This window comes from Litoribrevibacter euphylliae (genome assembly GCF_042646085.1).
In the GTDB taxonomy this organism is placed as follows: domain Bacteria; phylum Pseudomonadota; class Gammaproteobacteria; order Pseudomonadales; family Litoribrevibacteraceae; genus Litoribrevibacter; species Litoribrevibacter euphylliae.
Window position 1 is genome coordinate 599358 of sequence record NZ_JBHRSZ010000004.1, and the last position, 25535, is coordinate 624892.

The window sequence follows — 25535 nt, forward strand, 5'->3', positions numbered from 1 at the left end:
TGGTTAGTGGCTGTCATATAGAATGAAGGTTGTGCTTACATGTTGCTGTTTTCGTGATCCAAGGGTTCTCCGCAATGGGGGCAGGTAATACCTATCTTGGCCTTCATTTCCGCATAAACGGCTTCACGAATATGATCTGCGGCGCGAGATGAAATCCCTAATTGCTTTCTCAAGGCTTCGATATCTTCCTCTTCTTGTTCGCAAATCATGCCGTCTTCCAAGGCTTTTCTGAATTCTCGTTGCATGCTGGAACGGCGGCGGTGGATTTGTTCATTGAGACCGCTAGCAATAATACCGGCAGGCAGAGCGGCCATACCGATTCCAATGACTGTTATCAAAGCACCAAATATCTTACCTGCTATGGTAATTGGTGTGACATCACCATAGCCAACCGTTGTGAGAGTAGCGACTGCCCACCACATTGCAGAAGGTATCGAGCCGAAGGCGTCTGGTTGTACCGTATGCTCAGCCAACCAGGCACCGCTGGCTGCAAAGATAAGCATCAATATTAATATAAAAAAGCCTGCGAAAAAGGCACCGGCTTCTTCTTCAAATACCGCGAGTAACATGCTTAACGCTGGCGAATAGCGGGTGAGCTTCAGTAAACGTAGCATTCGGAAAGCACGAAGAATACGAAGGTCGATAGGGATTAACAGGTAGAGTAGTGCAGGTAATATAGCTAATAGATCTATGATCGCGACCGGTGAGCGTACCCAAGATATCCGGGTTGGTGTGTTCGGGTTTTCGGGGGCTACCCATAAACGCAATAGAAACTCACAGATAAAAATACATAGTGAGGTGGTTTCAAAAAGATCAAAGGCGAATTTCCAGCTTTGATATATTGAATCCACGGTTTCAATGATGACTGCACTGACATTCAAAATGATCAATGTGATTAGGGTTATTTCAAGCAACTTAGGACCGAAGGCGTTTCGGTCCGGTCGCTCTAACCACCAATAGACTTTGGCTCTTAGGCTTTCATCAATGTGAGCGTTAGAAGATAGAGTGTTACTCATGGCGAAAGGTCAACCATGCACGCGTTAATGGAAAAAGTATTTGCGAGAGTAATGCAAACCCCCAAATGAAGTTTGCTACGATGGCGGGCACGTGAGGAACAATAAAGAAACAGCCAATCGCCATTACGATGCCAAAAAGTCGAACATCCCAGCGGCCAAAGTCCGAAGCAACGCGATGTTCAATAACGTTTTTTAGCACCCACAGCATGGCGATATAACCTGCCAGACCAAAACATCCAATCGCAGCGTACTTAGTAGGATAGGGTTCCCAGAAACCAATCTTTACTTCAGCAGCGAGCGCTACGCCAACCATCACGCCACAAATCATAAGAACCAAATGAGCCAGCCACCACTTGACCAAAGTACCAAGTTTGTCATCTTTGGGCTTTCCGTTACCTACAAAATCAAAGTAGATCCAGCACATGATGAACATGGACACACCGCCAATGATGAAATTCACTAGCACGTCAGGGGAAACTTTATAAATGCCTTTTTCAGAAAGAGTGACAACCAACTTAAAGAAGCCTTCACCGAGCACGATTAACGTTAGCAGTGCGAAACGTTCCGCCATATGACCGAGGCGAGGGACAAATCGCTCGTATCGTATAATGGATAACTTGGGGATCATGTACAGTGCCTGAGTAGCTACGATGGCTGCCCCGAAGACCCAATAACCATAAGGCTGTGGTATAAATGCTGTACTGGCAAAAATAATGGCAAATATCGAGAAAGTCCTGATTTGCTCATTACACAAAGAATGGGTCGAAGAGTTATTTCTTCGGGCTCTGAAATACAGCATCGCCAGCATGGCTCGGTTAGCTGCGAATCCAAGAGCAAAGAAGGCCCAGCCCTTACCCCCGATGGATGGAATTGCGGCTGCCATAAACATCAAGGTACAAATCATGACGGACATGATGACTCTGTGCCAAACGTCTGTACTGACGTAAATGGAGTTAAAAATACTGAGCTCGCCCCATGCATACCACAAGGCTATAAAGACACCGCAAAACACCAGAAAACCGTCAAGGTTTAAGTGGTGAGATAAGTAGCTTCCAAGAAGGAAGATAGTGACCACATGAATCAGATCATAAAACAGCTCTACCCAATGGACGTGATCGTGGGCGTGATCCAGATCCTGATGATGTTGTGGCTTTCTCCACATCGGGTGTTCTTGCAGTGCCATGGAAATAACTCTCCTAATTAGCTGTAGGCGTAAGTGCCACGAATCGGATAGTTATTACTGCGAATCCATTCCAAACCGGATACAAGGTTTTCCAGATCCGGGCGTACAAACGGGTTGTTTGAAATGTCGACAACCTGAAGGGTGCCTTGCTCATTGATGATGAACAGACCTGGCTCCGCAAATGGGTGATCGGTTTCTTGTTCTGATCTTGGGTGTGAAATGTACAGCCCCAAAGATTTCATTTCTTCGGTGGTTAAGCCATAGAAGAGAGGGAAGTTAACGTTCAAGCGGCTGGTGTGTTCTTCCAGCTGTGCCAAGCTGTCGCCAGAAACTGCGACCACATCAATGCCGATGGCATTCAATCGAGCGGTGTACGCAGACAATTCATTCATGTATCGGGTGCACAAAGGGCAGTGGCGACCGCGATAAACAACCAGCATTTGCCAGTCAAAATTGCCTTGGGGTTTGCTTAGGTCTCTGTCCGCGACATTCAAGCCGGATTTGGTTAGGGATGGAAACGGGGCACCCGCTTCAAGTTTGAATGTTGTCATGACGACTCTCCAATAATGTGCTTGTGATCTTTTCTATTATTGGAGAGCCGATGAGAAAAACAATTAGTTGCTTTTTGGTAACCTAGTGAATCTTTGGATATATCACACTGATCTGGGAATAAGTCCGACAAACGGCGTTGATCGAGCTGGAGTTAATTCCCGACGTTGTGTTCTTCAGACCAAATACGCAGTGTTTCTAAAATATCCAATGCCGATTGGCCAAATTCGGTAAGTTCATACGTTACTGCGACTGGGCGTTCGTTAATGACTTTTCGAACTACCATACCTTCTTCTTCAAGCTCTTTAAGCCGTTGATCTACCATCTTTTTACTGGCCCCGCCCAACATGCGGGTTAGATCATTGAATCGCACTGGCTCATCTTTTAAATGATAAATAATGGAGCCTTTCCACTTACCGCCAATCAGTCTCATGCCCTTTTCAATCGAGCAGGGTTCATTGCAGGCGTTCTGTACCGTTTTTTTGCCTCGGGCATCGACTTTGATGACGCTTTCCATATTAAAACCTCAAAAAATAGTAGGTTACCAAAAGTAAACTAATTGTATTTGGTTTACAGGTTACCATAATAAACCACTAAGCGAAAACGCTAACAATGATTGTTTGTTAAGTGAGGATGAACCCATGAGTAACGTATTAATTTTAAATGCACACCATTACTACCCATTTGCTGAAGGCAAGTTAAATGCAACCTTGGTACAGGCGGCTGAAGAATTACTTAAAGCAAAAGGGCATAAGGTAAGAATAGTCCATGTTGGTGAGACTTATGATGTTGAAGAGGAGCTTGCGAATCATCAATGGGCAGACGTTGTGTTCTTGCAATCACCCGTGAACTGGATGGGTGTACCTTGGACCTTCAAAAAGTACATGGATGACGTTTACACCGCTGGCATGGGGGGCGCTCTGTGTCATGGTGATGGTCGAAATGAATCGGCACCAAAGGAAAACTACGGGGCAGGTGGTACGTTAACGGATACCAAGTACATGCTGTCATTGACTTTCAATGCACCGGAAGAAGCCTTTAATAATCCGGATGAATACTTGTTCCAAGGCAAGAGTGTTGATGACTTGTGGTTCCCAATGCACATGAATTTCCGTTTCTTCGGTATGCAGCCTATGGAGACGTTTGTGTGCTACGACGTGATGAAGAATGCAGACGTTGAGAACGACTTCAAACGTTTCGCTGCTCATATCGATAAGCACTTTTAATTCCATCAAATCGTCAGGTTATAAGCCAGGGCAATGAATTACATTGCCCTGATTGAAATCCAGTAGGGGGGATTACGCATGTTTAAGGTTATTCAGTCTGTTTTGGTTATGGGGTTGTTGCTGATCAACCCATTAGCGAGTGCGCAAACCAACCAAGAAACGGGGGTTAATGAAAACATACCGGCCGCTCATATAGCATCGCCAGAGATGTACCAAGTGCTGTTGGACAATGATCAGGTCTTGGTGTTGAAGATGGTGTTAAAACCGAATCAGGCGGATGCGCTTCATCGTCATCAGGATGAAACCGTGTATTTCGAAAAAGGCGGCAAATTGAGAATTGTTACCGGTGCAGGGAAACCGCTGGAAGTTGAGGTGCCGGATGGTCATGTGATGTGGCATTCAGCCTGGAGTCATCAAGTGACCAATATTGGTGACACTGATGTAGTGGCTGTGATTGTTGAAAGTAAAGGCAGTAACCAGCTTATCAGCCAGGTGTCTGTTCAACCGTAAGGTACTCAGCAGAGAGGTGAAAAATGAACAGTTCGTTGAATCATTCAACTTTGTTGAAGATTGATATTCTTTCCGATGTCGTTTGCCCTTGGTGTGTGATTGGCTATAAGCGATTACAAAAGGCTATTCAGGAACTGCAATTAGAAGACAAGGTCTGTATTGAATGGCATCCCTTTGAGTTGAATCCACAGATGAGCCCGGAGGGAGAGAACTTACGAAGTCATCTGGCGGCAAAGTATGGAACGACACTGGAAGGCAGTATTGCAGCACGAAAACATTTGACCGAGTTAGGTGCAGAGCTGGGCTTTCGTTTTAACTACTTTGATGAAATGCGAATGTATAACACTCGCAAGGCTCATTTATTAATTCATTTGGCAAAGGAGAAGGGGCTTCAAACGGTCATGTCTGAAGCGCTTTTCGAAGCCTACTTTTCAAATCAAAAGGATATTTCAGACACTGAAGAGCTGGTTAAGGTAGCCGTTCAAGTGGGCTTTAATGAGGCTGAGGTTTGTTATGTGTTGAATGACCGATCTTTAACCGAAATGCTTCAAAGCCTTCAAGGAAAGTGGTTAAGCAATGATTTTAATGGGGTTCCTGCATTTATCTTTAATTATGGTGTAACGCTTACCGGCGCTCAGGAGATCAATACCTTTAAATCAGTGTTAACGCGAGTAATTGCAGAGGAGCTAGTTTGAGCGCGAACCGCTTTTTCTTCCCTAGTGCCGACGATTGATGATTTGAAAGGGCTGCAAAGAGAGTTGTTCTTAGCAAGCAGATTTGTTCTAGGGAACCTCTCTTTTTTTGTCTGTTATCTTGAGCAATTGATCTCGTATCCAGCGATGAAGCGGGTCTTGGCTGGATCGTTGATGCCACACCGAGATGACTTCAAAGCCCGGAATGTTTTTATCCAATGTGATCTTCTTCAGGTTCGTATTGGGTAGAAGACGAGACGGTATAAAACCACAAAGGTCACTGTGCGCAATGCAGGCTTTTGCAGCCGTAAAGGTTGGGACTGAAAGCACCACATTTCTCGGGTGGCCTTGTTCACGAAACCATTGGTTGGCGGCACCGGTAAAATCACCTCGCGAAGGGGAAACCACTAACTGAGGGATTCGAGCGATTTCTGCGATTGTCATCTCATCTTTAACCTGCTGATTATCACAAGATGCGACACAGCAATACTCCTCAACATATAAACATTGTGAGGGGTAGTTAGGTGGCACGAAATCCGGATTACTGATAACGAGATCCACTTCTCCCGTTAACAGTGCGGAAGCTAATTGGTCGAGCTCCAGTTTCTTTATTGCCAGTTTTACGCCCGGCGCTTCTCTGCGCAGAATTTCCACCAGATAAGGCAGAATTACAACTTGTTCTAAATCGGTAGAGCTGATCGTAAACGTTTTATTGATCGCTTGAAGATCCAATTCGTCGGGCGTGAGTAAATCCTCAAGGGCTTTCAGAATATGGTCTATCTTCGGTTGCAGTGATTCCGCATAAGGCGTAGGAATGACGCCATTGCTGGTGCGGATAAACAAGCGATCATCGAGGGTTGTTCTCAGTTTTTTCAATTGATCACTGACGGCTTGTTGGGTGACACCCAACTGATCGGCAACTCTGGACAGATTGCGTTCCTGAAGAAGGCCGTGAAGAACCCTGAGTTGTTTAATGTCGATTCTACTAAGTGCGCTCACTCTTCCCTCTGTTTCTAGCTAGTCAGTTGGTAAAAAATGTCAGTTGGTAACCCATGTTAGTGGTCGATGTTATTAATACAAGTTTTTATTGTATCAGTAACATTGATATCTTGTTTTTGTTTGTATCTCTGGGCTCTTAAAATCACTTTCAAATAATGAAAATGATCTGAATAGGTCAGGAGAGGGTTATGTTTACCGTCAATTATGTAAAGCCAGGGCGAGATTTGGTGTATGACCAGCGACATCTTGGTCCCGGCAGCGAACAGTTAAGTGACCGTGTAGAGCAAAGATTGATTGATATTGAGGATGGGCGAGCTGCAAACACCCGATTCTCGTTGAGTGCTTCAGGCTTCGAGTTGGTTGAGGTTGATTTTAACTATGATCGTTTCGATAGTTCTTCTGGCATTAAAGACGATCTGCTTCCGGCTGTCTCGTCGTGGTTGAAATCCCGTTTGGGGGCTTCTGAGGTTCTGGTCTTTGATCATACATTTCGGTCTAAAGCCGCTAGTGAGAAAACGACTCAGCATCGTTCGCCTGTAAAAACCGCTCACAACGATTACACCTCAAATTCTGCGGAACACCGTTTGTATCAAGAAACGATTTCGCGTCCGGAGTTAAGACAGAAACGTTTTCAATTCATCAACCTTTGGATGCCTATCTATCACAAGGTGGAAGAATCGCCTTTGGCTATGGTCGATATCAGTACGGCCAAGGAATCGGATTACCATCCGTTGAGGCTTCTTTATCCAGATCGCGAAGGTGAAATTGCTGCAATTTCATATAACCCTGATCACAAATGGTATTACTTTTCTGAGATGGCGCCGGGAGAAGCGCTGTTAATCAAAGTCTTCGATAGTGAAATGGGCACCAAGCTCAACGGGGTGCCGCACACCGCCGTTGATCCGATAGAAGCTGCACACCCTAGTGCACTGCGAAGCAGTCTAGAAATTCGCACCATTGCGTTCTTTGAGGATCACTAATATGAGTCGTCTTTATTCGGTGAACCCTCTCGATCAATCTGTGGTGGGGGATGTGGCTGTTACCACGCAAGAGCAACTGACGGAGATCGTTGAACGGGCCAAAATCGGACAACAGGCTTGGGCCAAATGTGCGCTTTCAGAGCGCGCGCAACAATTATCTGATGCCTATAAGAAGTTACTGCCCCATCAGGCGCAGCTGGCTACTTTGATCAGTCAGGAAATGGGTAAGGATTTCCGTCGCGCCAGTTATGAGGCGCATGGTGTGGTCCAAAGTGCGGCTTACATGATTGAAGAGGCCGTTGATGCGTTTCAACCGGAACGCTTGGCGGCCAGAAGTGAGTTGCAGTATCGAGCTTTAGGAGTAGTCGGGGTTATTTCTCCGTGGAATTACCCTTTGGCGATGGCTAACAATTTGTTGATTCCTGCGTTGGTCGCTGGCAACAGTGTGATTTTGAAACCTTCCGAACACACACCGTTGGTAGCGGATTTATTCATTCAAACACTGCAGTCCCAGTTACCAGACGGTGTCCTGCAAATTGTTCATGGTGATGGGCAAGTCGGGCAAGCGCTGGTTCAGTCCGACATACAGATGATTGCCTTTACAGGCTCCGTTGCCGCAGGTCGGAACATCATGGCCAATGCGGCGCCTCAACTGAAACGCTTGGTGATGGAATTGGGCGGTAATGATCCGATGATTGTTCTGGCTAGCGCCGATATCAAAGCGGCGGCACGTTTTGCGGTAGCCAGTTCCTTTGAGAACGCAGGCCAAATGTGTACGTCAACAGAGCGCGTCTATGTGGATCAAAGCATTGCCGATGCTTTTTATCAGCAAGTCATGGCTGATGCCCGAAACTACCAAACCGGTGGGTGGGATGAGCCGGGTGTAAACATAGGGCCATTAGCCTCTGCTGACCAGCATCAGCGGGTGGTGAATCAATTACAGGATGCGGAGCAGAAAGGTGCGCGTTTTCTGATGGGGCAAGCCGATTATCCATTACCGTTTGTGGAGCCTACCGTCGTTGCTGGTATGACACCTGATATGCAACTGGAACAAACAGAAACCTTTGGGCCGGTTGTTGCGATGGCCGAATTTGAGCATGTTGAGGAAGCTATCGAGCGCGCTAATGATTCCATCTATGGCTTAGGTGCTGTGGTCTTTGGCGGACAGGATGCCGCAGCAGTCGCTGAACAGCTAGAAGCTGGCATGGTTTCAGTAAATCAGGGTGTTGGTGGCCCAGGGGATAGCCCTTGGGTAGGGGCTAAACAAAGTGGCTTTGGGTTTCATGGCTCAAAAGCAGGGCATCGACAATTCAGTCAGGTTCGGGTGATCAATTTTTAGGAGCAAACTATGAAGAATGTAGAAACTTCGTCATTTTATGTCGTAGCCCGCGAACCAGGGGCTGAGAATCCATCGTTACCGACCTGGGCAAATGAGCAGCCTAACCCGGTGATGCTGGACAAAAATTACGATACGTCTGTGATTGTCAGAAAAGACGTGCCCGAGGTGCCAGCCGCCTATCAACTGTTGAATGTGTTCACACGGGAAGAGTGCCAGCGCTTCATCGAGATTACCGAGCAATTAGGCTATCTCAAAGATGCGGCAGTGTCGTTACCCAGGGAAGTTCGCCATAACGACAACGTAACCTGGGTGACGGATCAAACCACTGGTCAGCTGATCTGGCAGCGGGTTGAGCAATTAGCGAATACCCAGTTGGATGCTTTCGACGGGAAACGTCCGGTTGGAATAAACGCTCGGTTTCGTTTTTATCGCTATGGCGAAGGTGACTTCTTTAAAAACCACATTGATGGTGCATGGCCGGGATCTCGAGTGATTGATCGTGAATTGATTACCAACGCGTATCCCGACCGTTATAGCCAGATGACTTTCTTGATTTTGTTAAGCGAGGACTTCGAAGGCGGGGCCACACGTTTCCTGGTTAACGCTGATGACCCAACACAGCCAGCACGTAGAAGCGCCTCCGTGAAAACGGTGGATGTGCGTACTCCGGCGGGTGGTGTGTTGTGTTTTCCTCATGGTCATCACCCGTTGCATTGCTTGCACAGCTCAGAACCGATCAGCAAAGGCACTAAATACATCATACGTACTGATATGTTGTTTGAGCTTGAGTGATCAAGATTGACCACCCTGGTTCTTAGGGTGGTTACCAAAAGGTGACTAATTTTTTTTAATTTTCAATTCTTGGATACTGCCGGGAGGGTGAACTATTGCCCGCATTTCTTCGAGTTGAACTCATTAAACGTGGTAGCGAAGAGTAGAGCTGATGGCAAATCATATTTCACATCTTTTATCGATTTGGATTGATCGTAAGGATCAAACAGAGTGGGTATTAGGTACTGTCGTTCGGACACAGGGCTCCAGCTATCGTAAGGCTGGAGCCATGATGTTGTTCAGCGGTGAGGGGGATCAATGGGGCTTGCTCAGTGGTGGCTGTCTTGAGAGCGACATTCAACGTCATGCACGAAAGGTAATGTTAACGGGGCAACCCAAAGCAGTGACTTATGACGGTAACGATGAAGATGACATCTCCTTTCAGTTAGGCATTGGTTGTGGCGGTGTTGTCGATATCTTGTTGCAGCCAATTACGAAACATAACGACTATCTGGCGTTGGAACACATGCACCACGCATTAGCCTCAGGCAAAGGCGGCGTTTATTTCCTTGATACGCGTGCAAGTGGCGATGGCTTGGCGAATCAATTTCAGGCGAATGATCAAAAAAATACAGATACGGGTTCACCATCTGGTTATCTGCTTGGTCTAAGCGGGTATTCGTTGCCTATTCCCGTGAAACCTCGAACTCATCTATTGATTATTGGTGGTGGCGTCGATGCCAGACCACTGGCCCACATGGCTTCTGAGTTGGGATGGCAAACAACGGTCTGGGACCCGAGGCCTGCAAACGCGCGGCCTAACTTTTTTGAATCGGTCGATCATTTACTCCGGCATGGTATCGACTGTCTTAGCCAGCACCTCAATACCTATCCAGTAGACGCAGCAGTTGTCATGAGCCATAGCATAACTCTGGATTCTTCTGCTGTGGAGGTGCTGGCTCCTTTTGAACTGAATTATCTGGCGATGTTAGGGCCAGTTCATCGACGTCAGCAGGTGTTAGACAACGCAGGTATTAATACGTCTGATCGCTTTCAACGTCTGGCTCGATATGTCGCTGGGCCTGCTGGCCTTGATCTGGGCGGAGAGCTTCCGGAAAACATTGCCTTGTCGATTCTTGCCGAGTGTCAGGCGGTATTGGAGGGGCGTTCAGCTCAATCTCTGAGCCTTACATTAGTGCCCGAAGAGCGGCTGACAAAACAGTTAGTGAGTAACGGATAGAGTGCAGTTTGAGAGGTTCAGTCCATATTCAGACACCAAAGCCATTAGCACGACAGACACATATAAGTAAGAAACATATAAGTAAGAAACATATAAGTAAGAAAAACATTAGTACGACAAACAGCAGCACGACCAACAAGAGTTTCCCTTCAGAGGAAATGCATTGATTAGGAGAAGGTAATGATCGAGTTCTATCTCAATGGTCAGAAAGTGACGACCAATGCGGCCGAAGATACCCCATTGCTCTGGGTAATTCGTGATGAATTTAAACTGAAAGGCACCAAATTTGGCTGTGGCATAGCCATGTGTGGTGCTTGTACTTTGCATGTGAATGGTAACGCTGTTCGTTCCTGTTCTTACCCGGTAAGCCTGGTGAAGGGTACTCAGGTGACCACTATTGAGGGGCTGAACAATGAGCACCCGATGCAAAAAGCGTGGGTTGAAGAGCAGGTGCCTCAATGCGGTTACTGTCAGTCAGGTCAGATTATGCAGGCTGCTACCTTGCTGAAGTACAACCCCAACCCTAGTGATCAGGACATCGTCAATCACATGAGTGCCAACTTATGTCGTTGCATGGCTTATAAGCGTATCCAAAAAGCGGTAAAGCGAGCTGCTGCAGATTCAAGCGTGGGAATTTATGAACCACAGACGGATAAAGAATTGGAGGCCTAAGATGAGATCATTAAAAGCGTTAAAACATAAAACGACCATTTCACGTCGTAATTTCATGATCGGCTCCGTCAGTGGCTCTCTGATGATGGCGTTTGCACCGGGCGTGATGGCGTCTACGGTGTCTGCCACTGAATCCCTCAAAAATAAAGTCTTCTCACCAACCATCTGGTTTGAAATTAAGGGTTCCGGTGAGGTTGTAGTGAATATCTCAAAGGCAGAAATGGGTCAGCACGTCGGTTCGGCATTGGCTCGTATTGTTGCGGATGAACTGGGAGCAGACTGGGAACAAGTGAGTATTCATCATGTGGATACAGACCCGAAATGGGGCTTTATGGTGACCGGAGGTTCCTGGTCGATTTTTACCTCATATAAACCGCTTTCCCAAGCGGGGGCTGCCGGTCGGATTGCCTTGATTGACGCTGCAGCGAAACTGAAAGGGGTTTCTGCCAAAGACTGCACAACTGAGAATGGCCATGTTCTAACACCAAAAGGTAAGGTGAGCTTTGGGGAGTTGGTTCAAAAAGGGCAGTTTAACCAGACGTTTGATCAAGAAGCGTTGGCAAAAATGCCTATTAAAGCGAAGGCCAATCATAAATTAATTGGCGGTCACTTTAAGGCGTTGGACATTCCTGCGAAAACCAATGGCACAGCAAAATACGGAATCGACGTTGAAATCGAAGGGATGGTCTATGCTCGCCCGATTGTGCCGCCAACTCGCTATGGCAGCAAAGTGGTCACGGTGAATGACAGTCAGGCAAAAGCGGTTAAGGGTTATCTTGGCTATGAAATTCTGAAAGACCCCAGTGAGACGCTACAAGGCTGGGTATCCGTGTTGGCGTCGGATTATCCAACTGCGATGAAAGTAGCGGACTTGGTGAAGGTGACGTATCAAGCCGGGCCGACGGCCAAGGTTTCCGAACAAGATATTCTTGATGAAGGTACTCGACAGGTAAATGATGCCTCAGAGGGGTATTTATTTGTGGATGACGGCGATGTGACGGGTGCCAGTAAGTCCGCAGACACACATTTAGATGCCATCTACCGAACTAATACGGCGTTGCATTTTGCACTTGAACCGTTAAATGCCACTGTTCACTTTGATAAAGGTATTTGGCATGTTCACGGTGGAAACCAGTGGCAGTCACTGACCTTGCCAACCTTGGCTAAAGCTTTAGGTGTGGAGCAAGAAAAAGTGATCATGCATCAATACTATTTAGGTGGTGGTTTTGGTCGTCGCTTGTGGGGTGATTATTTGATCCCGGCAGCGTTGACGGCGAAGCAGATTGGCAAGCCGGTTAAGTTGTTATTCACCCGAGCGGATGACTCCCGATTTGACCAAGTGCGTTCACCATCGGTCGCGCGCTTAGATGCCAGTTTGGATGCTCAAGGGCAATTGACAGGTTTGGAGCATGCCTTTTCAGCAGGTTGGCCAACTCTGACCATGGCACCTGGGTTCATGCCTGAAAGTGTTGATAAAAAAGGCAAGATCGATCCCTTTTCTTCCAGTGGTGCTGACCATTGGTACAGCATGAGAAACCATCGGGCTCGCGCAATTAATAATGATTTGGCTCAACAAACGTTCTTGCCTGGTTGGTTACGTTCAGTGGGGCAAGGCTGGATTGTATGGGGGTTGGAATCTTTCATTGATGAGATTGCTCATAAAGCTGGCGTTGACCCAGTTCAGTTCCGACTGTCAATGTTGGATGGCCAAGGTAAGCAGGCTGGACGTGCGCCAGAAAGTGTGGGTGGCGCATTGCGCCTGAAGAACACTCTGGAACGGCTGGTGAAACGCATAGGGTATGGTAAGTCATTACCTGCTGATGAAGGTATTGGTATCGCTATTACTGCCGGTCAGGAACGCACCATGCCAGCCTGGATTGCAACGGCTGCTCATGTGAAGGTGGATCGTTCTACGGGCAAGATTGATGTTAAAAAGGTCACTATGGTGGCGGATGCCGGGGTGATTGTTCATCCGGATGGTGCCTTGGCTCAGCTCGAAGGCAGTGCGTATTGGGGCGTGAGTCTGGCACTGCACGAATTCACCGAAATTGAACAAGGTCAGGTGAAGGATGTAAACCTAAATAGTTACTTGCCATTGCGTATGAATGATGCGCCCGAGTTGGATATTGAATTGGTCGAAAGTGATCAGGTGCCAACCGGATTGGGTGAGCCAGGCGTGATCGGCGTAGCTCCGGCCATTGGTAATGCGGTGTTTAACGCTGTGGGTGTCCGTCTGCGTGACTTACCGATGAAGCCGCAACATGTACTCGATGCATTAAATAAGGAGACGGTGTGATGGTCTCTTTGTTTACTCTCACTTGGCGTTATCTACTGGCAATCCTTAGTGTCTTTGTCGTGTCTAACACGGCTTTTAGTGATGCTTATCAGGACTATAAGGCGTCACCGAATGGTGAAACGGCATTTGAGTATCTGCATCAAGTGGCTACACATCCAAGGTGCAGTAATTGTCATGGCGTTATGGACGGTGGTGTTCATCGGCCAACCGTGGGCGACGAACGTCGACCACATCCAATGAATATCAGCAGTGCTAATAATCTTAGGTTAACCGTAGAAAACCATCATTTTGTGCAGGTGCCCAACTCGACCCAGCCGGTCAATTGCAGAAGCTGTCACCAAAACAAGAATGGCGCTTCACCCGGTATGCCACCGGGGGCAGCGAACGATCTGATGCCGGGCTTTGTCTGGCACATGCCGCCACCGACCATGATAGTGCCAGCCGATATTTCGCCAACACAATTGTGCGCAAATTGGTTAGATCCAGCCAAGAACAGTTTTTTGGCGTTTCGTGGTAGTCGTGACGATATGAAAACTTTTGAAAAAGAGTTTGTTCATCATGTCAGTGACGACCCTTTGATTCGTTGGGCATGGAATCCTGGCCCAGGGCGGTCGCCTGCTCCTGGTACACATCAAGAGTTTGTGACGGCTATGCAGCTTTGGATCGACCAAGATGCCCCTTGCCCTAACTAACAGGTGATTTATGACGGCACATCATCCTTGTATTTATTTGGACTATGCGGCCACGACACCTGTTGACCCTGCAGTGATTCAGGCTATGAATCACTGCATGTCATTTGATGGTTCGTTTGGTAATGCTGCGTCTGTGTATCATCCCTTTGGTTGGGACTCAGCAGAGCTTATTGACGGCGCTAAAGAGCAAGTGGCTAAGTTGATAGGTGCTGCTCCTTCTGAACTGGTGTTTACTTCCGGTGCGACTGAATCCATCAATCTGGCGTTGAAAGGTCTGGCGTTGCATCCTGACAACTCCAAGCGCCATATCATAACCTCTGCGACTGAACACAAAGCGGTGTTGGATGTCTGTGCTTTTCTAGAGCAAAAGGGATTCAGTATCACCTATTTGAACCCGGATCAGCAGGGGATCATCAACAAGGATCAAGTACTCTCTGCGATGCAGGACGATACCTTGTTGGTTAGCTTGATGCATGTAAACAACGAAACGGGCGTGATTCAGAACATAACCGAGATTGGTGAGTTATGCCGATCAAAATCAGTATTGTTTCATGTGGATGCGGCACAAAGCGCAGGAAAACTCGTAATTGATGTTAAACATTCGAATATAGATCTATTGTCTTTGTCGGCTCATAAATTTTATGGGCCGAAAGGCGTTGGCGCTCTGTTTATATGTCGAGGTTTACCAACTCATCTTTCGCCGATGATACATGGCGGAGGGCATCAGAAGGGTATGCGCTCCGGTACGCTTCCGACACAACAAATTGTTGGCCTGGGTAAGGCCTGTGAGATTGCAATGGAGCGCATGGATGCCGATTTGAACATCACACAAGCGCATTATGATCGGGTGGTTGACTCTGTGTCTGGCTTGTCTGGTGTGATCATAAACGGAGATCAAGACCGTCATTATCCAGGCATTCTAAATCTATCGTTTCCTGGTAGAGACAGTGAAGAGCTGATGATGCGCTTGAAACGCTTCGCGGTATCGTCAGGCTCTGCGTGTTCATCTGCAGATCGAAAGCCTTCTCATGTACTTCTGGCGATGGGGCGTTCAGCTGATCTTGCTCATTCTTCATTACGAATCAGTTTTGGGCGTTATACCTCTGAGGACGATGTGAAGCATCTGATTCAAGCCCTTAGCGCGCTGTTTCCTTGATGGTATTTCAGGTTTCAGCTTTTTCACTATTCTATGATCAATAGCCATCGAACCGTTTAATCCTGCACCTATGATGAAGTGGTAGCGATTGTTTCAGCGATGTTAATAACGTGGGGTTTTCAGATAGGGGGCGTGGCAAAGAATTTAATAACCGAGAATCAAATTTACGTAATACCTTTGCTATGTCTATGAGTACGGTCACTTCGTTTCACTTTGTTGATGGGCATTATCTGTGAATGGAGCTATCTGTTGTACTCTCTATGTCAGTATTTTTATACGGATCTTCGCATGCTCACCTGTTGATGTGTTTTTACACTTTCCAAATACTTAAGTTCATTGGTGATGATGGCTCTGTTTAAGGCTGAAACATCGGCAATGTTCTCAACCAGCGCAAGATAGTCAGAAATGAAGCGATGGAAGTAGCCCAAACCAAGGGTCTTAAAGACGAGACGACTCTTTTTGAGAAACTTAATTTTACTTTGGTCGTTCAACAACTGAATGATGTATTGAGATAACTCATCGAATAGCTTCAGAATTTCTCCATGCTTTTCAATGTAGTCAGCAGGCATCTTTAAAGACTCATAAAGTTCTGTTGAAGAGCCTTCTTGTGCCGTCAATGTTATCTCTTGAGCAATGGACACATTGAACTCAGAGATCAAAACGTGAAGTTCGAGAGGAATCAGAATAGGGGTTTTATCTGAGAGCGTTTTTTCTACTAACTCAATTTTCTTGCTGGTTTTAAGTACTGCATTGGAATCCAGGCCTTGATTGACGATGTCGGAATAGAAGGCTAACAGTTGCTGTTCTTGACGATCTTTGGTTAAGGGTAAGTGCCTGTTATAAAAATTGGATTTCTGATGGTCTTCGATGGCGGTTATGAGGTGGGTCCCGTGCTTTTGAGAAATAGCCTCGTTAACGGAGTGTAGGCGAGAGAACAACTCGGATAGTTTTCTTTTCATGATGGCATTAGGTCAGTACAATAAATTAATGTAGGATTGTACTACAATTTTACCTGCCGTAAATTAGTAGGGCGGGTTTAATATAAGGGTTGTGACGTTGTACGTGCTGAAAATGAATAAGAATGTGGGTTTCACCCTGATTGAACTGGTCGCTGTGATAGTAATTCTAGGCATCCTCTCTGCGTTTGCCCTTCCTCGGTTTGCATCCATTAGTGATGATGCGCATGAGAGTGTTGCTAAAGGGGTGTTTGCTGCGTTTGAGTCTGGGGTCAAAATTTTTCATGCTTGCTATGTTGCAAAGGGAAGTGGTGGATTCAGAACCGATCTGAATTGTTTCGGGAATGATTCAGTGGCCTCGGCCGTTACGGGATACCCATTAGGAACAACCACCGGAAGCTCTGCCAACGGCACAATCTTAAACGGCGCTAACTGTCAGGAACTCTGGGAAACTCTGTTGGAACATAATGACTTTGTGTTGGCGTTCCATACCGATGCTAACTTCGTGTCAGGAAATGACATCATCTATTGGTACGCAGGAGGCGATGTAACATCGAACTCGACTTACTGTTACTACAACTACATTGCGGATGACCCAAGAAAAGGCCAGGAGAATTGGCAGATGCGTTATTATCCAGCTACAGGAGATGTAACCATTGGCCGTGAGACCTTGGGTTAACTCAATTAGATTATTTCAGATTTGGTCTTTGCCAAGTTGTAGTTGAAGGTGCTATGACTTCTCCTCAGCCTCCCTTCATCTCCTCAATACACGCTCTAAGCGTGTTACTAATGCGCGTCTGGTTTCTGATCATTTGTAAATGAGGCCAGGTGGCTTGTTCGCCTTTTAGAATAAGGTAGTTCAGTTCTTTCTCATTCGGGTTAATCATGAACTTCTTATACCAGCCAATGGGGAATTTAGGGTGGATTGTGATATCGCCCAAGTAATCTTGATCCAGTAAGAGTTCAGCGTAACTCAGGCTTGCGTTGAACGGTTGTCTGGTGATTCGACGTTGCGCCAGCTTGATCATGGCGTTGCCTTGGCTTACCAAGGATGAGATGGCTACATCTTTTATTAGGGCTACTATTCCAGGCTTTTGTCTTTGAGATACGAAAGGTAGAATGTGGGGGTTGGCCTGACTTACGATAAAGTAATTGACGTTGAATAAACGACTGATTCGTTGCCTTGGAATGTCGGATGCAATGGCACCGTCACACCAGGTTTCCGTGGGGAGATAATCCTGTTCTGCTTCATTAGTACCTTCATGAGTTCCTGACCTTCTGGCTTTCAGTGATGCCGGAGGAAATAACCCAGGAACAGAGCACGATGCCTTCGAAGCTGTAGTAATTAAAACATCGGGTGCTGTTAAATGATTCAAGATTCTGGGTTTCTGGCCTGGTCGGGTAGGGGATACGGTGATGCTAACGCTTCGCCCTGTTTTCTGATACGCCTCCGCAAAGGTATAGGGCTTTATGTTGCTTTCAATACAGGTCTTGAGTTGTGTTTCATCCATCCATGCGCCTTGCTTGATTTTTTGCGTTAAAGGCAAAGGCTTCAAGGGTTGATAATGTGCGTTCTCGGGGGTGTTAAATAACTCGGTCAGTTCTTCATCTGTGTGCGTTGCAATAATGCCTGCCGCAATTGAGCCCATGCTTGTTCCTGAAACGATGTCTGGCAGTAAGTGCTGATCAAATAAGGATTTAACAACGCCAATATGGGCAATCCCAAAGGTACCGCCACCACTTAACATCAGTGCCGGACGACCAAAATTCTTTTCTACCTGACTAAAGCGCTTCAGTTTGTCGTCCTGTGTCATGTTAGGCAGAGCCGTTTTGGCAAGAAGCTCGATACCCTCGGTGACTGTGTCGAGGTAGGCTTCAACTTCGCTGTTACAGAATTGGTGAAGCCTGACGTTATTCAGTTCCCCGACCATTTGATGCAAGGATTCATCCAGAAAACGACTCAGCTCCACTAATCGCGAGTGGTTGATTAAGTTCGCCAAGCGTTCAGTGTGATTCGTTAATAAAGACCGGGAGGATTCAAAGTTGTCATACCTTGAGCTGTTATAACGTGAGCTGGCGTAATCCGATTGCTTGGTTGATTCATGCAGTGATAGCCATTCGTTATAGGTTTTCACATTAGATAATTGCTTATTTGATAGTGAAACTTTCATCTACTTTCCTGGCTGCATTGTGTGAATTTTAGTTCAGGTAGGCGTTCGTTATAGCATGTTTACAGCGGAAAATCGGTGATAGTAAGATATACGTGGTACAAAGACTATTCAGACTCGTTATTTTGAGCAAGGTAAGGACGAATTTGTAATTGAAGAGCTGGTTGACTTAGGCCTGTTAGGCATTGGGTAATCCAGCCACTTCTTATGTAAAAGTAAGAGGCTCATTAAGGCTACTTATCAAAAGTGACTGGATCTTTAGTATGTATCGAATAGAGGGGGTGTTATTTCTGCGTCAGCAACTCAGGTGCATACAGCGCACTCTGGAATTCAGGTACGTACTCGTATTTCATCACATCTCCTAATTTTAATGACTTGATGTACTGAGACAGTTCTCCACCGTTCAATTTAAGATTCACTGAATCGTTGTCTGAGTTGGTACCATAGCTTAGTTGTCTTGATACCGCATAGCCCGTGGTGAGCTGGCCTTTGGCATCTATGTTTGTGAAGCTGTTGGTTACCAAGGCTGCGTCCGTAGATAGGTCTTCCAGCTTTTGTGCTTCAAAAGTAACGTCTACTTTACCTGTCTTCCTGTCATAGATTTCATACGTCACCGTTTGGTCGTTCTCGCTGAGGTTGATTCTGGTGAGCCATTTAGGAAGGTTGTAACCAACAATTCCTCGAACTCTTGCAAGTTCCGTGTCTACCGGAAGTTTAAGCACATAACCCCAAAAGTCTTTCGACATTGACTGGCCAATCAGTGTCAGCGGGCCTAGATTGGAACTGCCCGGTTCGTTGGTGATGATCGACAAGGCAATTTCGTTGTAGCTGTCGTTATCGCAGTAGTGATAGGCGTAAGCAGTAAACGCGACCAACCCTCGACCTGGCCAGATTTGAAGGGGCTGAACTTGCTCAAGTACTTCAGATGGCATCAATTCTCTGAGGCGGTCAATATCGGCAGTAAACACCGCCGTTACCTTGCTGTTCTTGTAATAGAAGTTCGGTGAGTAGGATTCAAAGCCAATATCTACTTTGGTCTTCTTGAGTTGTTTGAACCAACTTAAATCCACATCCGGTGCTTCGGATTGAATCACATGTAATGGTGGATTCGAGCGGTATCTATCGTATAAACCACCCTTAACGACAGGCACTTTATAACCTGCAATATCAATGATTGAGCTATTTGTAATGGGATTCGTATTTGTAGTGGTATGAGCCGCTTTTGTATTTTCTTCTACAGTATTCCTTAAGTTTTCTGCAAAAGAAGTGAAAGCTAACGCGTTCAGCAATACACCGATTAGGAGTGAAATAAGTTTGATCTTCATCTTTGTATACCTCTGTATGAATGATGAATGTCACAGAGCAATGTCTGGTGTCTGAAACAGAGGCTAACCTTGAACTGAACTTTAAGGTCAAGCGTTAAGTTTAATATTTTTTGAAAACTCTTTACGCTTAAAAGAATGAAAATTTAAGGTGTTGACCTTCAAGCTAACTTTAAACTTATGATGTGCTCCTAACGTAATACGCGATCGGCTAACGCAGTGATTATTCGCATCGTTCATCAGCGTCGCAGAGACAGGCTTTTATTTAGACAAGCCTTTATTCGGAGAAATTAACCATGCAGACAATTTTGGGAGCAAACGGACAAATTGGCCGGGAGTTGGCCTTAAGCTTAAAACGAGATTTTACCAGTGATCTTCGATTGGTCAGCCGGAATCCGCAGAAAGTGAATGATACAGACGCCTTGGTTCGAGCGGATTTGATGGATAAGGATCAAACCATCCGAGCCGTAGAGGGTTCAGAGATCGTGTATTTTACTGCTGGTCTGCCAATGAATACTAAGATGTGGGTCGAGCGTTGGCCTACGATGATGCGTAACGTGATTGATGCCTGTGTGACGCACAATGCCAAAATGGTGTATTTCGATAACACCTACATGTACCCACAGACGGATGTTCCTCAAACTGAAGACAGCCACTTTGAGCCGTATGGTGAAAAAGGGATGGTTCGAGCGAATATCGTTCAGGACTTATTGAGCCACATGTCGAAAGGGCAATTGGACGCCTTAGTGTGTCGAGCACCAGAATTTTACGGCCCAGGTCAAACGCAGAGCATCACCAATGCAATCGTGATTGAGCCTATGTTATCAGGCAAAACGCCGAAAGTGTTTTTGCGCGATGATATGCTGCGAACGTTAATTTATACGCCCGATGCCAGTCGCGCTATGGCGTTACTGGGTAATACGCCGGATGCCTATTCACAGACTTGGCATTTGCCGTGTGATGATAATCGGCTGACCTACCAAGCGTTTATTGAGCTGGCTGCGCAAGTCTTTGGTACGAAAGCGAACTACAAGGTTCTGAAGCAGTGGCAATTGAGTATTGCTGGCATGTTTAACGATACGCTTCGCGAAGCAGCAGAGCTCTTGCCTCGCTATAAGATGGATAACATCTTTGTATCCGATAAATTCAAAACGCGTTTTCCTGAGTTTGAGGTGACCTCATTCAAAGATGGTTTAAGCGCCATTTGGAAGGAGCATTCAGGTAACTAAAGATTTGGCTATCTCCCTGATTTAAATTACTCAATATTGAATTGAGACAGGACTCGTCGAGCATTATCGTCGCAGTCCATGTCTTTGGGTTTGGCGTCTACTTCTTTGAGGACTTCCAAGAGCTTGGTTTTGTTGTCGGCCAGTTTCTTTTGAAGTATTTCAATGTCTTCCAGTTTTTGATGCAAGGCTTTGACTAACGAATCATGATCCCATTGGGTTAGGTCGGGTGGCAGCAGAGCGCGAAGTTCATCCAGCGTGAAACCGGCTTGTTGAGCCACATCAATCAGTTTTAACACAATGACAGCTTCAGGTGGATAGTCTCTATAACCATTGGCTTGTCGTTTTACTATTTTTAGAAGTCCGATGCTTTCGTAGAAACGAATGCGAGAGGGTGCAAGCCCTGTGATTTTCGATAGCTCTCCGATTTTCATATGCTCCAACTCTAATGACCTTAATTTAGTCTATGCCGCATGCCACTTGTTCGCCATTCATGTGTTCGGGATGAAATGCTCAGCCTGACATGTTCGGCATGAAATACTCGGAAGATAATAAGGTTAAAGGCAGCTTTAAGGTCAAGCAAAAACGCCCAAGTGTATTTACCTGGGCGTTTAAGTTGATCAGTCTACGAGAGGATTAATCTAATAGCTTTGGTGCATCACCGCTGAAATCGATCCAAGGGTTCCCACCAAGAGTTTCAGTTCCCTCAACGCTCGGTTCTTCATAGCGCATTACAAAGTGTTCGGGGCCGTGGGCATAGGCAACCACCAATCCATAAGATGCATCCAAGAAGCCACCGTGTGGGCCAAGGCCTGGGTAACTGATGCGCCATGCTTTGCCGTTAACGGGTACGAAGCCCAAGGTTAGCTTGCCTACTACGTTGTTTGGCAAGGTGAAGAACCAAGTCCAGTCGCCGCCGGAGACAATGGTCATCACTTCATCAATGCCTTGTCCGTTGTCAGAGCTGTTAACGTGCAGTTTGCCAAATTTGCCTTGAAGGTACTCGATAATGTCAGGCGTCATGGCTTTCATGTCGTACACCTTAGGATAGGGCGCAACGCCAATTTCTGAGGTAGATAAAAAGCCACCCCGATGCGCTTCTGGTTCACGGCCTGCCAGTTCAATTTGCTCAAGAAGATCCTTTCTGTTGAGTGCGAATAAGGACATTAGCTTTTCGCTTTCTTGTGTATTGAGCGCACGTTCTTTGGATGTTTCCAGAATCGGCTTGGCTTCTGGTGGGATTGCCACCGTGCTCACTCGTACACCGACGGAACGAAGCACTCTGTTCACGGCATCGACGCCGCTCGTTGGTTCGCGGCCATCGCTGTAGGAAAGAATTAACTGGCCGGCATTGTCTGTGCTGCCTGCGATACTTTGAGAAAAAGGCATAAGGGCGATCACGCCTGCAAATGCTATGTTGATCCACGTTTTCATGTTCAAACCTCTAAACTGCTGATTGATTTAAGCGCAGTTTAGGGGGTGTTACGCTGGTGAAAAACCGGACTTGAGTAAACTTATTGATAACTAAAGGTAAACAATGCTGGTTGGGTGCGAGGGTTTCTACGCGTTTTTATAGGTTTTGTTGTTATTTGGTGAACTATCAATGAGAAAATTATGCAGTACAGCTACTGGTTTTTGAAATGCTCGACCACAAAATCAATAAATGCACGTATCTTTTGAGATTGCTCTTTATGGTAAGGGTAGATAACGAATAAGGAATGTTTTTCGACATGCCATTCCGGCAAGATTTCAACCAGTTCACCTGTGTTGAGTTGGTCTCTTACAAATATATCCGGGAGTAATGCAATGCCTTGACCTAAGATAGCAGCTTGTCTTAAGGCTATGCCGCTATTCACGACATATCTGCTCTGGGTGAGTTCTACTTCATTGATTTGGTTTTGATCCGGGTTTCTGAATATCCATCGTCGGGCCGATGAAGAGAAGCTGTAGATCAAGCAGTTGTGATGGGTTAAATCGTCTGGTGCCGTTAAAGGCAAAGTGCGGTCAAGGTAGCTTGGAGAGGCGCAGAGTACTCGCTTCATCTCAACGAGTTTTCGCGATCTCAGACTGGAGTTATTCAGCTCAGCCCCCCCGCGAATGGCAATGTCGACGCCTTGTTCGATGAGGTCTATGTATTGGTCGCTCATCACCACTTCCACCGACAGTTCTGGATGCTTATCCATAAAGGCACAGATGATGGGATTAATCTCGATAAGCCCCAAGGACATGGGCACACTGATCTTTAATGAGCCTTTCAGTGTATGCGAGGCTTCAATCACTGAAAGATCGGCGTGTTTAAGGTTATCTAATATGTTGCAGACTTGGTTGTAATAGAGCTGGCCATTTTCTGTGATGTGCAGTTTTCGAGTGGTTCGGTTGATTAATGGGCTTTGCAGATATTCTTCGAGCTCATTAATGTTTTTACTGATGGCGGCTTTGGACAGGTTTAAATCGTCAGCCGCTGCTGTGAAACTTCCCAGTTCTACAACTCTTCGGAAAACGGCCAAAGCCTTTAGTTTATCCATGTCTGCAATCTCTATTGTTTCTGATCAGTGAATGATTATATGGCTTGATCGGTATTTATTCACTGTCAGTGGACTGCTCTTGTAAGTCGCTCTTGTAAGTTGTACTTGCGAAATGAAAGTCCGAAATAAGTCAATTTACCTCGGCCGCGCAAACACTTGCGTCCAATACGTTGGGTAGTCTGCGGTGGCTGAATCCACTCGGGACGATCCAAACTCGGTAAAGTTGCCGTTCATGATGTTGCGGCAGTGGCCTTCGCTGTTGAGCCAGCCAGTGACCACTTGCGTAACGCTGGTTTGGCCTGCGGCGATGTTTTCACCCACAGCGGACCAATTGTAATTCTGCGCATCTACACGATTCGATACCGATAAACCATCTGAACCCGTGTGGCTGAAGAAGTTGTTGGTGGCCATGTCAGTGCTGTGGGAAAGGGCGGCGGCTTCAAGGTCACAGTTCCAAGTTAACGCTGAAACAGCGGGGAGGTCATCGCTTCCACAGGTGTAACCTGAAGCGCGCGCGGCGTTTACTTGGTCGAGCATGTCTTGTTCGTTGGCGTCCAACTGGCATGAGTTTGTTGGGTTGTTGTCGGTGTCTGTGTTGTCTTGGTTGGTATTAGTGTTCTCTGTATTAGTCGTATCCGTAGACGCAACACCATCTGAGCCAGAAGACGAGCCTCCGCCGCCTCCACAGGCAGTTAAAAATAAGGCAGTAAAGCAGGTCGTGAGAAGAAGAGGGGAGGTGTTCTTTTGAATATGCATGAATCAGTGCTCGATAGTGAAAACAGCCATGGTATCGGGCAGGTTGAAAAGAACTGTGATCTTGGTTTGATCGTACACTTTGTTACTTTTTTGGTGACTGTACTTGCTCAGTGAGCAGATTAATCGTCATCGGGTTGTAGGTTTGTCCGTTGTAAGTAGCTCTTCAATAGATGATTGTAACGGCCATCTGCTCTGAGTTGTTTTAATTGTTCATCAAACTGGTCACGAATCTTTGTCAGGCCGTTTTTCTTTGAAAACATGATGTAACTGGGGACTTGTTGAACGAGAGGGCGAACTTCTTCAATGGTGTCCAGTTTATGGTGTTTGCTGGCAACGTAGAGCGCACCGAGTCGGTTGTTGATCCAGAGGTCAACCCGTCGGGTGAGTAGCATCCCGAGGCATTGTTCTGCGGTCGCTACGGAATGCAAATTAGTAAAGAGGCCTTGTTGCTGTAGGTCATCAAATTTACTGCCGTAACTCACTTTGCTGATGGTGATAATGCCGTGGTCAATAACTTCGTGGAGATCTCCCTCAAATGGAATGACACTGCCTTTCCGTTTGAAGAATGCGACTTCTTGTAGAAACAGGACTTCCTTTGAAAAAATGGCGAACTCTTGTCGTTCTTCAGTTTTATAGGCCGTATATACGGCATCAATCTTTCCTTCCTCCAGGTAAGTTAATGCTCTGGCCCATGGGTAGATTCTGATGGTGACGGGTTGATTCATTTCTTTGAAGACAGCGCGAACGATGTCGGTTGCGGCGCCTTCAACGTTCGTTCTATCTTCGCTGTAGTGGATGTACGGAGGGTAATCCAGGGTGCCAATTTCCAACGTTCTCGCTTGAGATACGCTCATCGTGGAAACCATTAACCAAAAAGCAAAAAGGGATCGAAACATTGAGTCCACCACCGGTCAGTGAAGTACTAAGTCATTACAGTCAAAGAATGCGTGCTTCGCAACGTGGTGCAGGGGGGTTCGAATTCATGCTGTTAAGTGCGAGTTGTCGAATTGGAGCGGTTGAATGAGGGTTTTCGAATGAGAGATGTTGAGCGAAATTTTAGTAGAAAAGAATAAATTGAATCCCAAAGCGTTAGTCGAGTGCTAACCAGTCCTCATTTCTTATCTTAATGTCCGCAGACCTACCCAAATGGGTGGGGACGTTCTTTTCAAGCATTGGTTTAATCGCTTCGCCTTTTAAAAGGCGTATTCATTGAGGCTGAAAAGCTCGGAGAAGCTTGTCTCGTCATACATTGTAAAGGATT

At 46.3% G+C, this 25535-nt stretch carries 26 protein-coding genes; 13 read left to right on the plus strand and 13 right to left on the minus strand.

The window, feature by feature from the left end; all coding sequences use genetic code 11:
* Positions 1 to 35: 35 nt before the first annotated feature.
* From ACFOEK_RS10165 to ACFOEK_RS10180, 4 genes are all read right to left on the minus strand, one after another.
* Positions 36 to 1016: an ion transporter gene (locus tag ACFOEK_RS10165; RefSeq protein ID WP_386720054.1), complete on the minus strand. Its 981-nt coding sequence runs from the start codon at positions 1014 to 1016 to the stop codon at positions 36 to 38.
* Entirely contained in the window at positions 1009 to 2199 is a 1191-nt protein-coding gene (locus ACFOEK_RS10170) for a low temperature requirement protein A (RefSeq protein ID WP_386720057.1), read from the minus strand. The genes ACFOEK_RS10165 and ACFOEK_RS10170 overlap by 8 nt, the downstream gene beginning before the upstream one ends.
* Before the next feature lie 17 nt (positions 2200 to 2216).
* Positions 2217 to 2750 carry a redoxin domain-containing protein gene (locus ACFOEK_RS10175; protein WP_386720060.1) on the minus strand — a complete coding sequence of 178 codons (534 nt, stop codon included), beginning with the start codon at positions 2748 to 2750 and terminating at the stop codon, positions 2217 to 2219.
* Positions 2751 to 2902: 152 nt separating this feature from the next.
* Positions 2903 to 3265 carry a winged helix-turn-helix transcriptional regulator gene (locus tag ACFOEK_RS10180; RefSeq protein WP_386720063.1) on the minus strand — a complete coding sequence of 121 codons (363 nt, stop codon included), beginning with the start codon at positions 3263 to 3265 and terminating at the stop codon, positions 2903 to 2905.
* A gap of 124 nt (positions 3266 to 3389) precedes the next feature.
* Between ACFOEK_RS10180 and ACFOEK_RS10185 the strand changes: the two genes are divergently transcribed.
* The 3 genes from ACFOEK_RS10185 to ACFOEK_RS10195 all read left to right on the plus strand — a co-directional run bounded on the left by ACFOEK_RS10185 (position 3390) and on the right by ACFOEK_RS10195 (position 5179).
* Positions 3390 to 3974, plus strand: a complete 585-nt coding sequence (locus ACFOEK_RS10185) for an NAD(P)H-dependent oxidoreductase (protein WP_386720065.1) — start codon at positions 3390 to 3392, stop codon at positions 3972 to 3974.
* A gap of 78 nt (positions 3975 to 4052) precedes the next feature.
* Positions 4053 to 4484: a hypothetical protein gene (locus ACFOEK_RS10190; RefSeq protein ID WP_386720068.1), complete on the plus strand. Its 432-nt coding sequence runs from the start codon at positions 4053 to 4055 to the stop codon at positions 4482 to 4484.
* Between the two features lie 23 nt (positions 4485 to 4507).
* On the plus strand, positions 4508 to 5179 hold the full coding sequence (locus ACFOEK_RS10195) for a DsbA family oxidoreductase (RefSeq protein ID WP_386720071.1): 672 nt from the start codon (positions 4508 to 4510) through the stop codon (positions 5177 to 5179).
* An 87-nt stretch (positions 5180 to 5266) separates the two neighbouring features.
* On the opposite strand, the gene ACFOEK_RS10200 is transcribed toward ACFOEK_RS10195, so the two are convergent.
* Positions 5267 to 6175, minus strand: coding sequence for a LysR family transcriptional regulator (locus ACFOEK_RS10200; protein WP_386720074.1), 909 nt, complete (start codon positions 6173 to 6175; stop codon positions 5267 to 5269).
* Positions 6176 to 6363: 188 nt separating this feature from the next.
* On the opposite strand from ACFOEK_RS10200, the gene ACFOEK_RS10205 reads away from it, so the two are divergent.
* From ACFOEK_RS10205 to ACFOEK_RS10240, 8 genes are all read left to right on the plus strand, one after another.
* Entirely contained in the window at positions 6364 to 7155 is a 792-nt protein-coding gene (locus ACFOEK_RS10205) for a CmcJ/NvfI family oxidoreductase (RefSeq protein ID WP_386720077.1), read from the plus strand.
* Position 7156: 1 nt separating this feature from the next.
* Positions 7157 to 8494 carry an aldehyde dehydrogenase family protein gene (locus ACFOEK_RS10210; RefSeq protein ID WP_386720080.1) on the plus strand — a complete coding sequence of 446 codons (1338 nt, stop codon included), beginning with the start codon at positions 7157 to 7159 and terminating at the stop codon, positions 8492 to 8494.
* Positions 8495 to 8503: 9 nt separating this feature from the next.
* Positions 8504 to 9286 carry a prolyl hydroxylase family protein gene (locus ACFOEK_RS10215; protein ID WP_386720083.1) on the plus strand — a complete coding sequence of 261 codons (783 nt, stop codon included), beginning with the start codon at positions 8504 to 8506 and terminating at the stop codon, positions 9284 to 9286.
* Positions 9287 to 9437: 151 nt separating this feature from the next.
* Positions 9438 to 10505 carry an XdhC family protein gene (locus tag ACFOEK_RS10220; RefSeq protein WP_386720086.1) on the plus strand — a complete coding sequence of 356 codons (1068 nt, stop codon included), beginning with the start codon at positions 9438 to 9440 and terminating at the stop codon, positions 10503 to 10505.
* A gap of 180 nt (positions 10506 to 10685) precedes the next feature.
* Positions 10686 to 11177, plus strand: coding sequence for a (2Fe-2S)-binding protein (locus ACFOEK_RS10225; RefSeq protein ID WP_386720089.1), 492 nt, complete (start codon positions 10686 to 10688; stop codon positions 11175 to 11177).
* A gap of 1 nt (position 11178) precedes the next feature.
* Positions 11179 to 13473 carry a xanthine dehydrogenase family protein molybdopterin-binding subunit gene (locus tag ACFOEK_RS10230; RefSeq protein WP_386720092.1) on the plus strand — a complete coding sequence of 765 codons (2295 nt, stop codon included), beginning with the start codon at positions 11179 to 11181 and terminating at the stop codon, positions 13471 to 13473.
* Complete coding sequence (locus ACFOEK_RS10235) at positions 13470 to 14165, plus strand: hypothetical protein (protein WP_386720095.1); 696 nt, start codon at positions 13470 to 13472, stop codon at positions 14163 to 14165. Before ACFOEK_RS10230 ends, ACFOEK_RS10235 begins: the two co-directional genes overlap by 4 nt.
* A gap of 10 nt (positions 14166 to 14175) precedes the next feature.
* Complete coding sequence (locus ACFOEK_RS10240; RefSeq protein WP_386720098.1) at positions 14176 to 15321, plus strand: cysteine desulfurase family protein; 1146 nt, start codon at positions 14176 to 14178, stop codon at positions 15319 to 15321.
* A gap of 272 nt (positions 15322 to 15593) precedes the next feature.
* On the opposite strand, the gene ACFOEK_RS10245 is transcribed toward ACFOEK_RS10240, so the two are convergent.
* Entirely contained in the window at positions 15594 to 16280 is a 687-nt protein-coding gene (locus ACFOEK_RS10245; RefSeq protein WP_386720101.1) for a hypothetical protein, read from the minus strand.
* A gap of 112 nt (positions 16281 to 16392) precedes the next feature.
* Between ACFOEK_RS10245 and ACFOEK_RS10250 the strand changes: the two genes are divergently transcribed.
* Positions 16393 to 16956, plus strand: coding sequence for a type II secretion system protein (locus tag ACFOEK_RS10250; RefSeq protein ID WP_386720104.1), 564 nt, complete (start codon positions 16393 to 16395; stop codon positions 16954 to 16956).
* Between the two features lie 64 nt (positions 16957 to 17020).
* On the opposite strand, the gene ACFOEK_RS10255 is transcribed toward ACFOEK_RS10250, so the two are convergent.
* Both ACFOEK_RS10255 and ACFOEK_RS10260 read right to left on the minus strand, forming a co-directional pair.
* On the minus strand, positions 17021 to 18448 hold the full coding sequence (locus tag ACFOEK_RS10255) for a patatin-like phospholipase family protein (RefSeq protein WP_386720107.1): 1428 nt from the start codon (positions 18446 to 18448) through the stop codon (positions 17021 to 17023).
* A 281-nt stretch (positions 18449 to 18729) separates the two neighbouring features.
* A complete protein-coding gene (locus ACFOEK_RS10260; RefSeq protein ID WP_386720110.1) occupies positions 18730 to 19770 on the minus strand; it encodes a hypothetical protein in 1041 nt (346 codons plus the stop codon).
* 293 nt (positions 19771 to 20063) lie between these two features.
* Here ACFOEK_RS10260 and ACFOEK_RS10265 point away from each other — a divergent pair, with 293 nt between their 5' ends.
* Positions 20064 to 20996 (plus strand): NAD-dependent epimerase/dehydratase family protein, encoded by a 933-nt coding sequence (locus tag ACFOEK_RS10265; protein ID WP_386720113.1) that lies wholly within the window; start codon positions 20064 to 20066, stop codon positions 20994 to 20996.
* Between the two features lie 26 nt (positions 20997 to 21022).
* Here ACFOEK_RS10265 and ACFOEK_RS10270 read toward each other — a convergent pair whose 3' ends face one another.
* From ACFOEK_RS10270 to ACFOEK_RS10290, 5 genes are all read right to left on the minus strand, one after another.
* Entirely contained in the window at positions 21023 to 21427 is a 405-nt protein-coding gene (locus ACFOEK_RS10270) for a MerR family transcriptional regulator (protein WP_386720116.1), read from the minus strand.
* A gap of 202 nt (positions 21428 to 21629) precedes the next feature.
* The gene (locus ACFOEK_RS10275) at positions 21630 to 22427 is read right to left on the minus strand and encodes a hypothetical protein (protein WP_386720118.1); all 798 of its coding nucleotides are present in this window, start codon (positions 22425 to 22427) and stop codon (positions 21630 to 21632) included.
* Positions 22428 to 22618: 191 nt separating this feature from the next.
* Positions 22619 to 23518, minus strand: a complete 900-nt coding sequence (locus ACFOEK_RS10280; RefSeq protein WP_386720121.1) for a LysR family transcriptional regulator — start codon at positions 23516 to 23518, stop codon at positions 22619 to 22621.
* Positions 23519 to 23653: 135 nt separating this feature from the next.
* Complete coding sequence (locus ACFOEK_RS10285; protein ID WP_386720123.1) at positions 23654 to 24274, minus strand: CAP domain-containing protein; 621 nt, start codon at positions 24272 to 24274, stop codon at positions 23654 to 23656.
* Positions 24275 to 24393: 119 nt separating this feature from the next.
* Positions 24394 to 25128 (minus strand): substrate-binding periplasmic protein, encoded by a 735-nt coding sequence (locus tag ACFOEK_RS10290; protein ID WP_386720126.1) that lies wholly within the window; start codon positions 25126 to 25128, stop codon positions 24394 to 24396.
* Between the last annotated feature and the right edge of the window lie 407 nt (positions 25129 to 25535).

Coding starts and splice junctions, on each gene's coding strand:
- ACFOEK_RS10250 (WP_386720104.1), top strand. CDS start 16,393: ATGAATAAGAATGTGGGTTTCACCCTGATTGAACTGGTCGCTGTGATA.
- ACFOEK_RS10185 (WP_386720065.1), top strand. CDS start 3,390: ATGAGTAACGTATTAATTTTAAATGCACACCATTACTACCCATTTGCT.
- ACFOEK_RS10270 (WP_386720116.1), bottom strand. CDS start 21,427: ATGAAAATCGGAGAGCTATCGAAAATCACAGGGCTTGCACCCTCTCGC.
- ACFOEK_RS10180 (WP_386720063.1), bottom strand. CDS start 3,265: ATGGAAAGCGTCATCAAAGTCGATGCCCGAGGCAAAAAAACGGTACAG.
- ACFOEK_RS10230 (WP_386720092.1), top strand. CDS start 11,179: ATGAGATCATTAAAAGCGTTAAAACATAAAACGACCATTTCACGTCGT.
- ACFOEK_RS10265 (WP_386720113.1), top strand. CDS start 20,064: ATGCAGACAATTTTGGGAGCAAACGGACAAATTGGCCGGGAGTTGGCC.
- ACFOEK_RS10175 (WP_386720060.1), bottom strand. CDS start 2,750: ATGACAACATTCAAACTTGAAGCGGGTGCCCCGTTTCCATCCCTAACC.
- ACFOEK_RS10165 (WP_386720054.1), bottom strand. CDS start 1,016: ATGAGTAACACTCTATCTTCTAACGCTCACATTGATGAAAGCCTAAGA.
- ACFOEK_RS10220 (WP_386720086.1), top strand. CDS start 9,438: ATGGCAAATCATATTTCACATCTTTTATCGATTTGGATTGATCGTAAG.
- ACFOEK_RS10290 (WP_386720126.1), bottom strand. CDS start 25,128: ATGAGCGTATCTCAAGCGAGAACGTTGGAAATTGGCACCCTGGATTAC.
- ACFOEK_RS10240 (WP_386720098.1), top strand. CDS start 14,176: ATGACGGCACATCATCCTTGTATTTATTTGGACTATGCGGCCACGACA.
- ACFOEK_RS10170 (WP_386720057.1), bottom strand. CDS start 2,199: ATGGCACTGCAAGAACACCCGATGTGGAGAAAGCCACAACATCATCAG.
- ACFOEK_RS10275 (WP_386720118.1), bottom strand. CDS start 22,427: ATGAAAACGTGGATCAACATAGCATTTGCAGGCGTGATCGCCCTTATG.
- ACFOEK_RS10225 (WP_386720089.1), top strand. CDS start 10,686: ATGATCGAGTTCTATCTCAATGGTCAGAAAGTGACGACCAATGCGGCC.
- ACFOEK_RS10255 (WP_386720107.1), bottom strand. CDS start 18,448: ATGAAAGTTTCACTATCAAATAAGCAATTATCTAATGTGAAAACCTAT.
- ACFOEK_RS10215 (WP_386720083.1), top strand. CDS start 8,504: ATGAAGAATGTAGAAACTTCGTCATTTTATGTCGTAGCCCGCGAACCA.
- ACFOEK_RS10190 (WP_386720068.1), top strand. CDS start 4,053: ATGTTTAAGGTTATTCAGTCTGTTTTGGTTATGGGGTTGTTGCTGATC.
- ACFOEK_RS10285 (WP_386720123.1), bottom strand. CDS start 24,274: ATGCATATTCAAAAGAACACCTCCCCTCTTCTTCTCACGACCTGCTTT.
- ACFOEK_RS10280 (WP_386720121.1), bottom strand. CDS start 23,518: ATGGATAAACTAAAGGCTTTGGCCGTTTTCCGAAGAGTTGTAGAACTG.
- ACFOEK_RS10260 (WP_386720110.1), bottom strand. CDS start 19,770: ATGAAGATCAAACTTATTTCACTCCTAATCGGTGTATTGCTGAACGCG.
- ACFOEK_RS10210 (WP_386720080.1), top strand. CDS start 7,157: ATGAGTCGTCTTTATTCGGTGAACCCTCTCGATCAATCTGTGGTGGGG.
- ACFOEK_RS10195 (WP_386720071.1), top strand. CDS start 4,508: ATGAACAGTTCGTTGAATCATTCAACTTTGTTGAAGATTGATATTCTT.
- ACFOEK_RS10205 (WP_386720077.1), top strand. CDS start 6,364: ATGTTTACCGTCAATTATGTAAAGCCAGGGCGAGATTTGGTGTATGAC.
- ACFOEK_RS10245 (WP_386720101.1), bottom strand. CDS start 16,280: ATGAAAAGAAAACTATCCGAGTTGTTCTCTCGCCTACACTCCGTTAAC.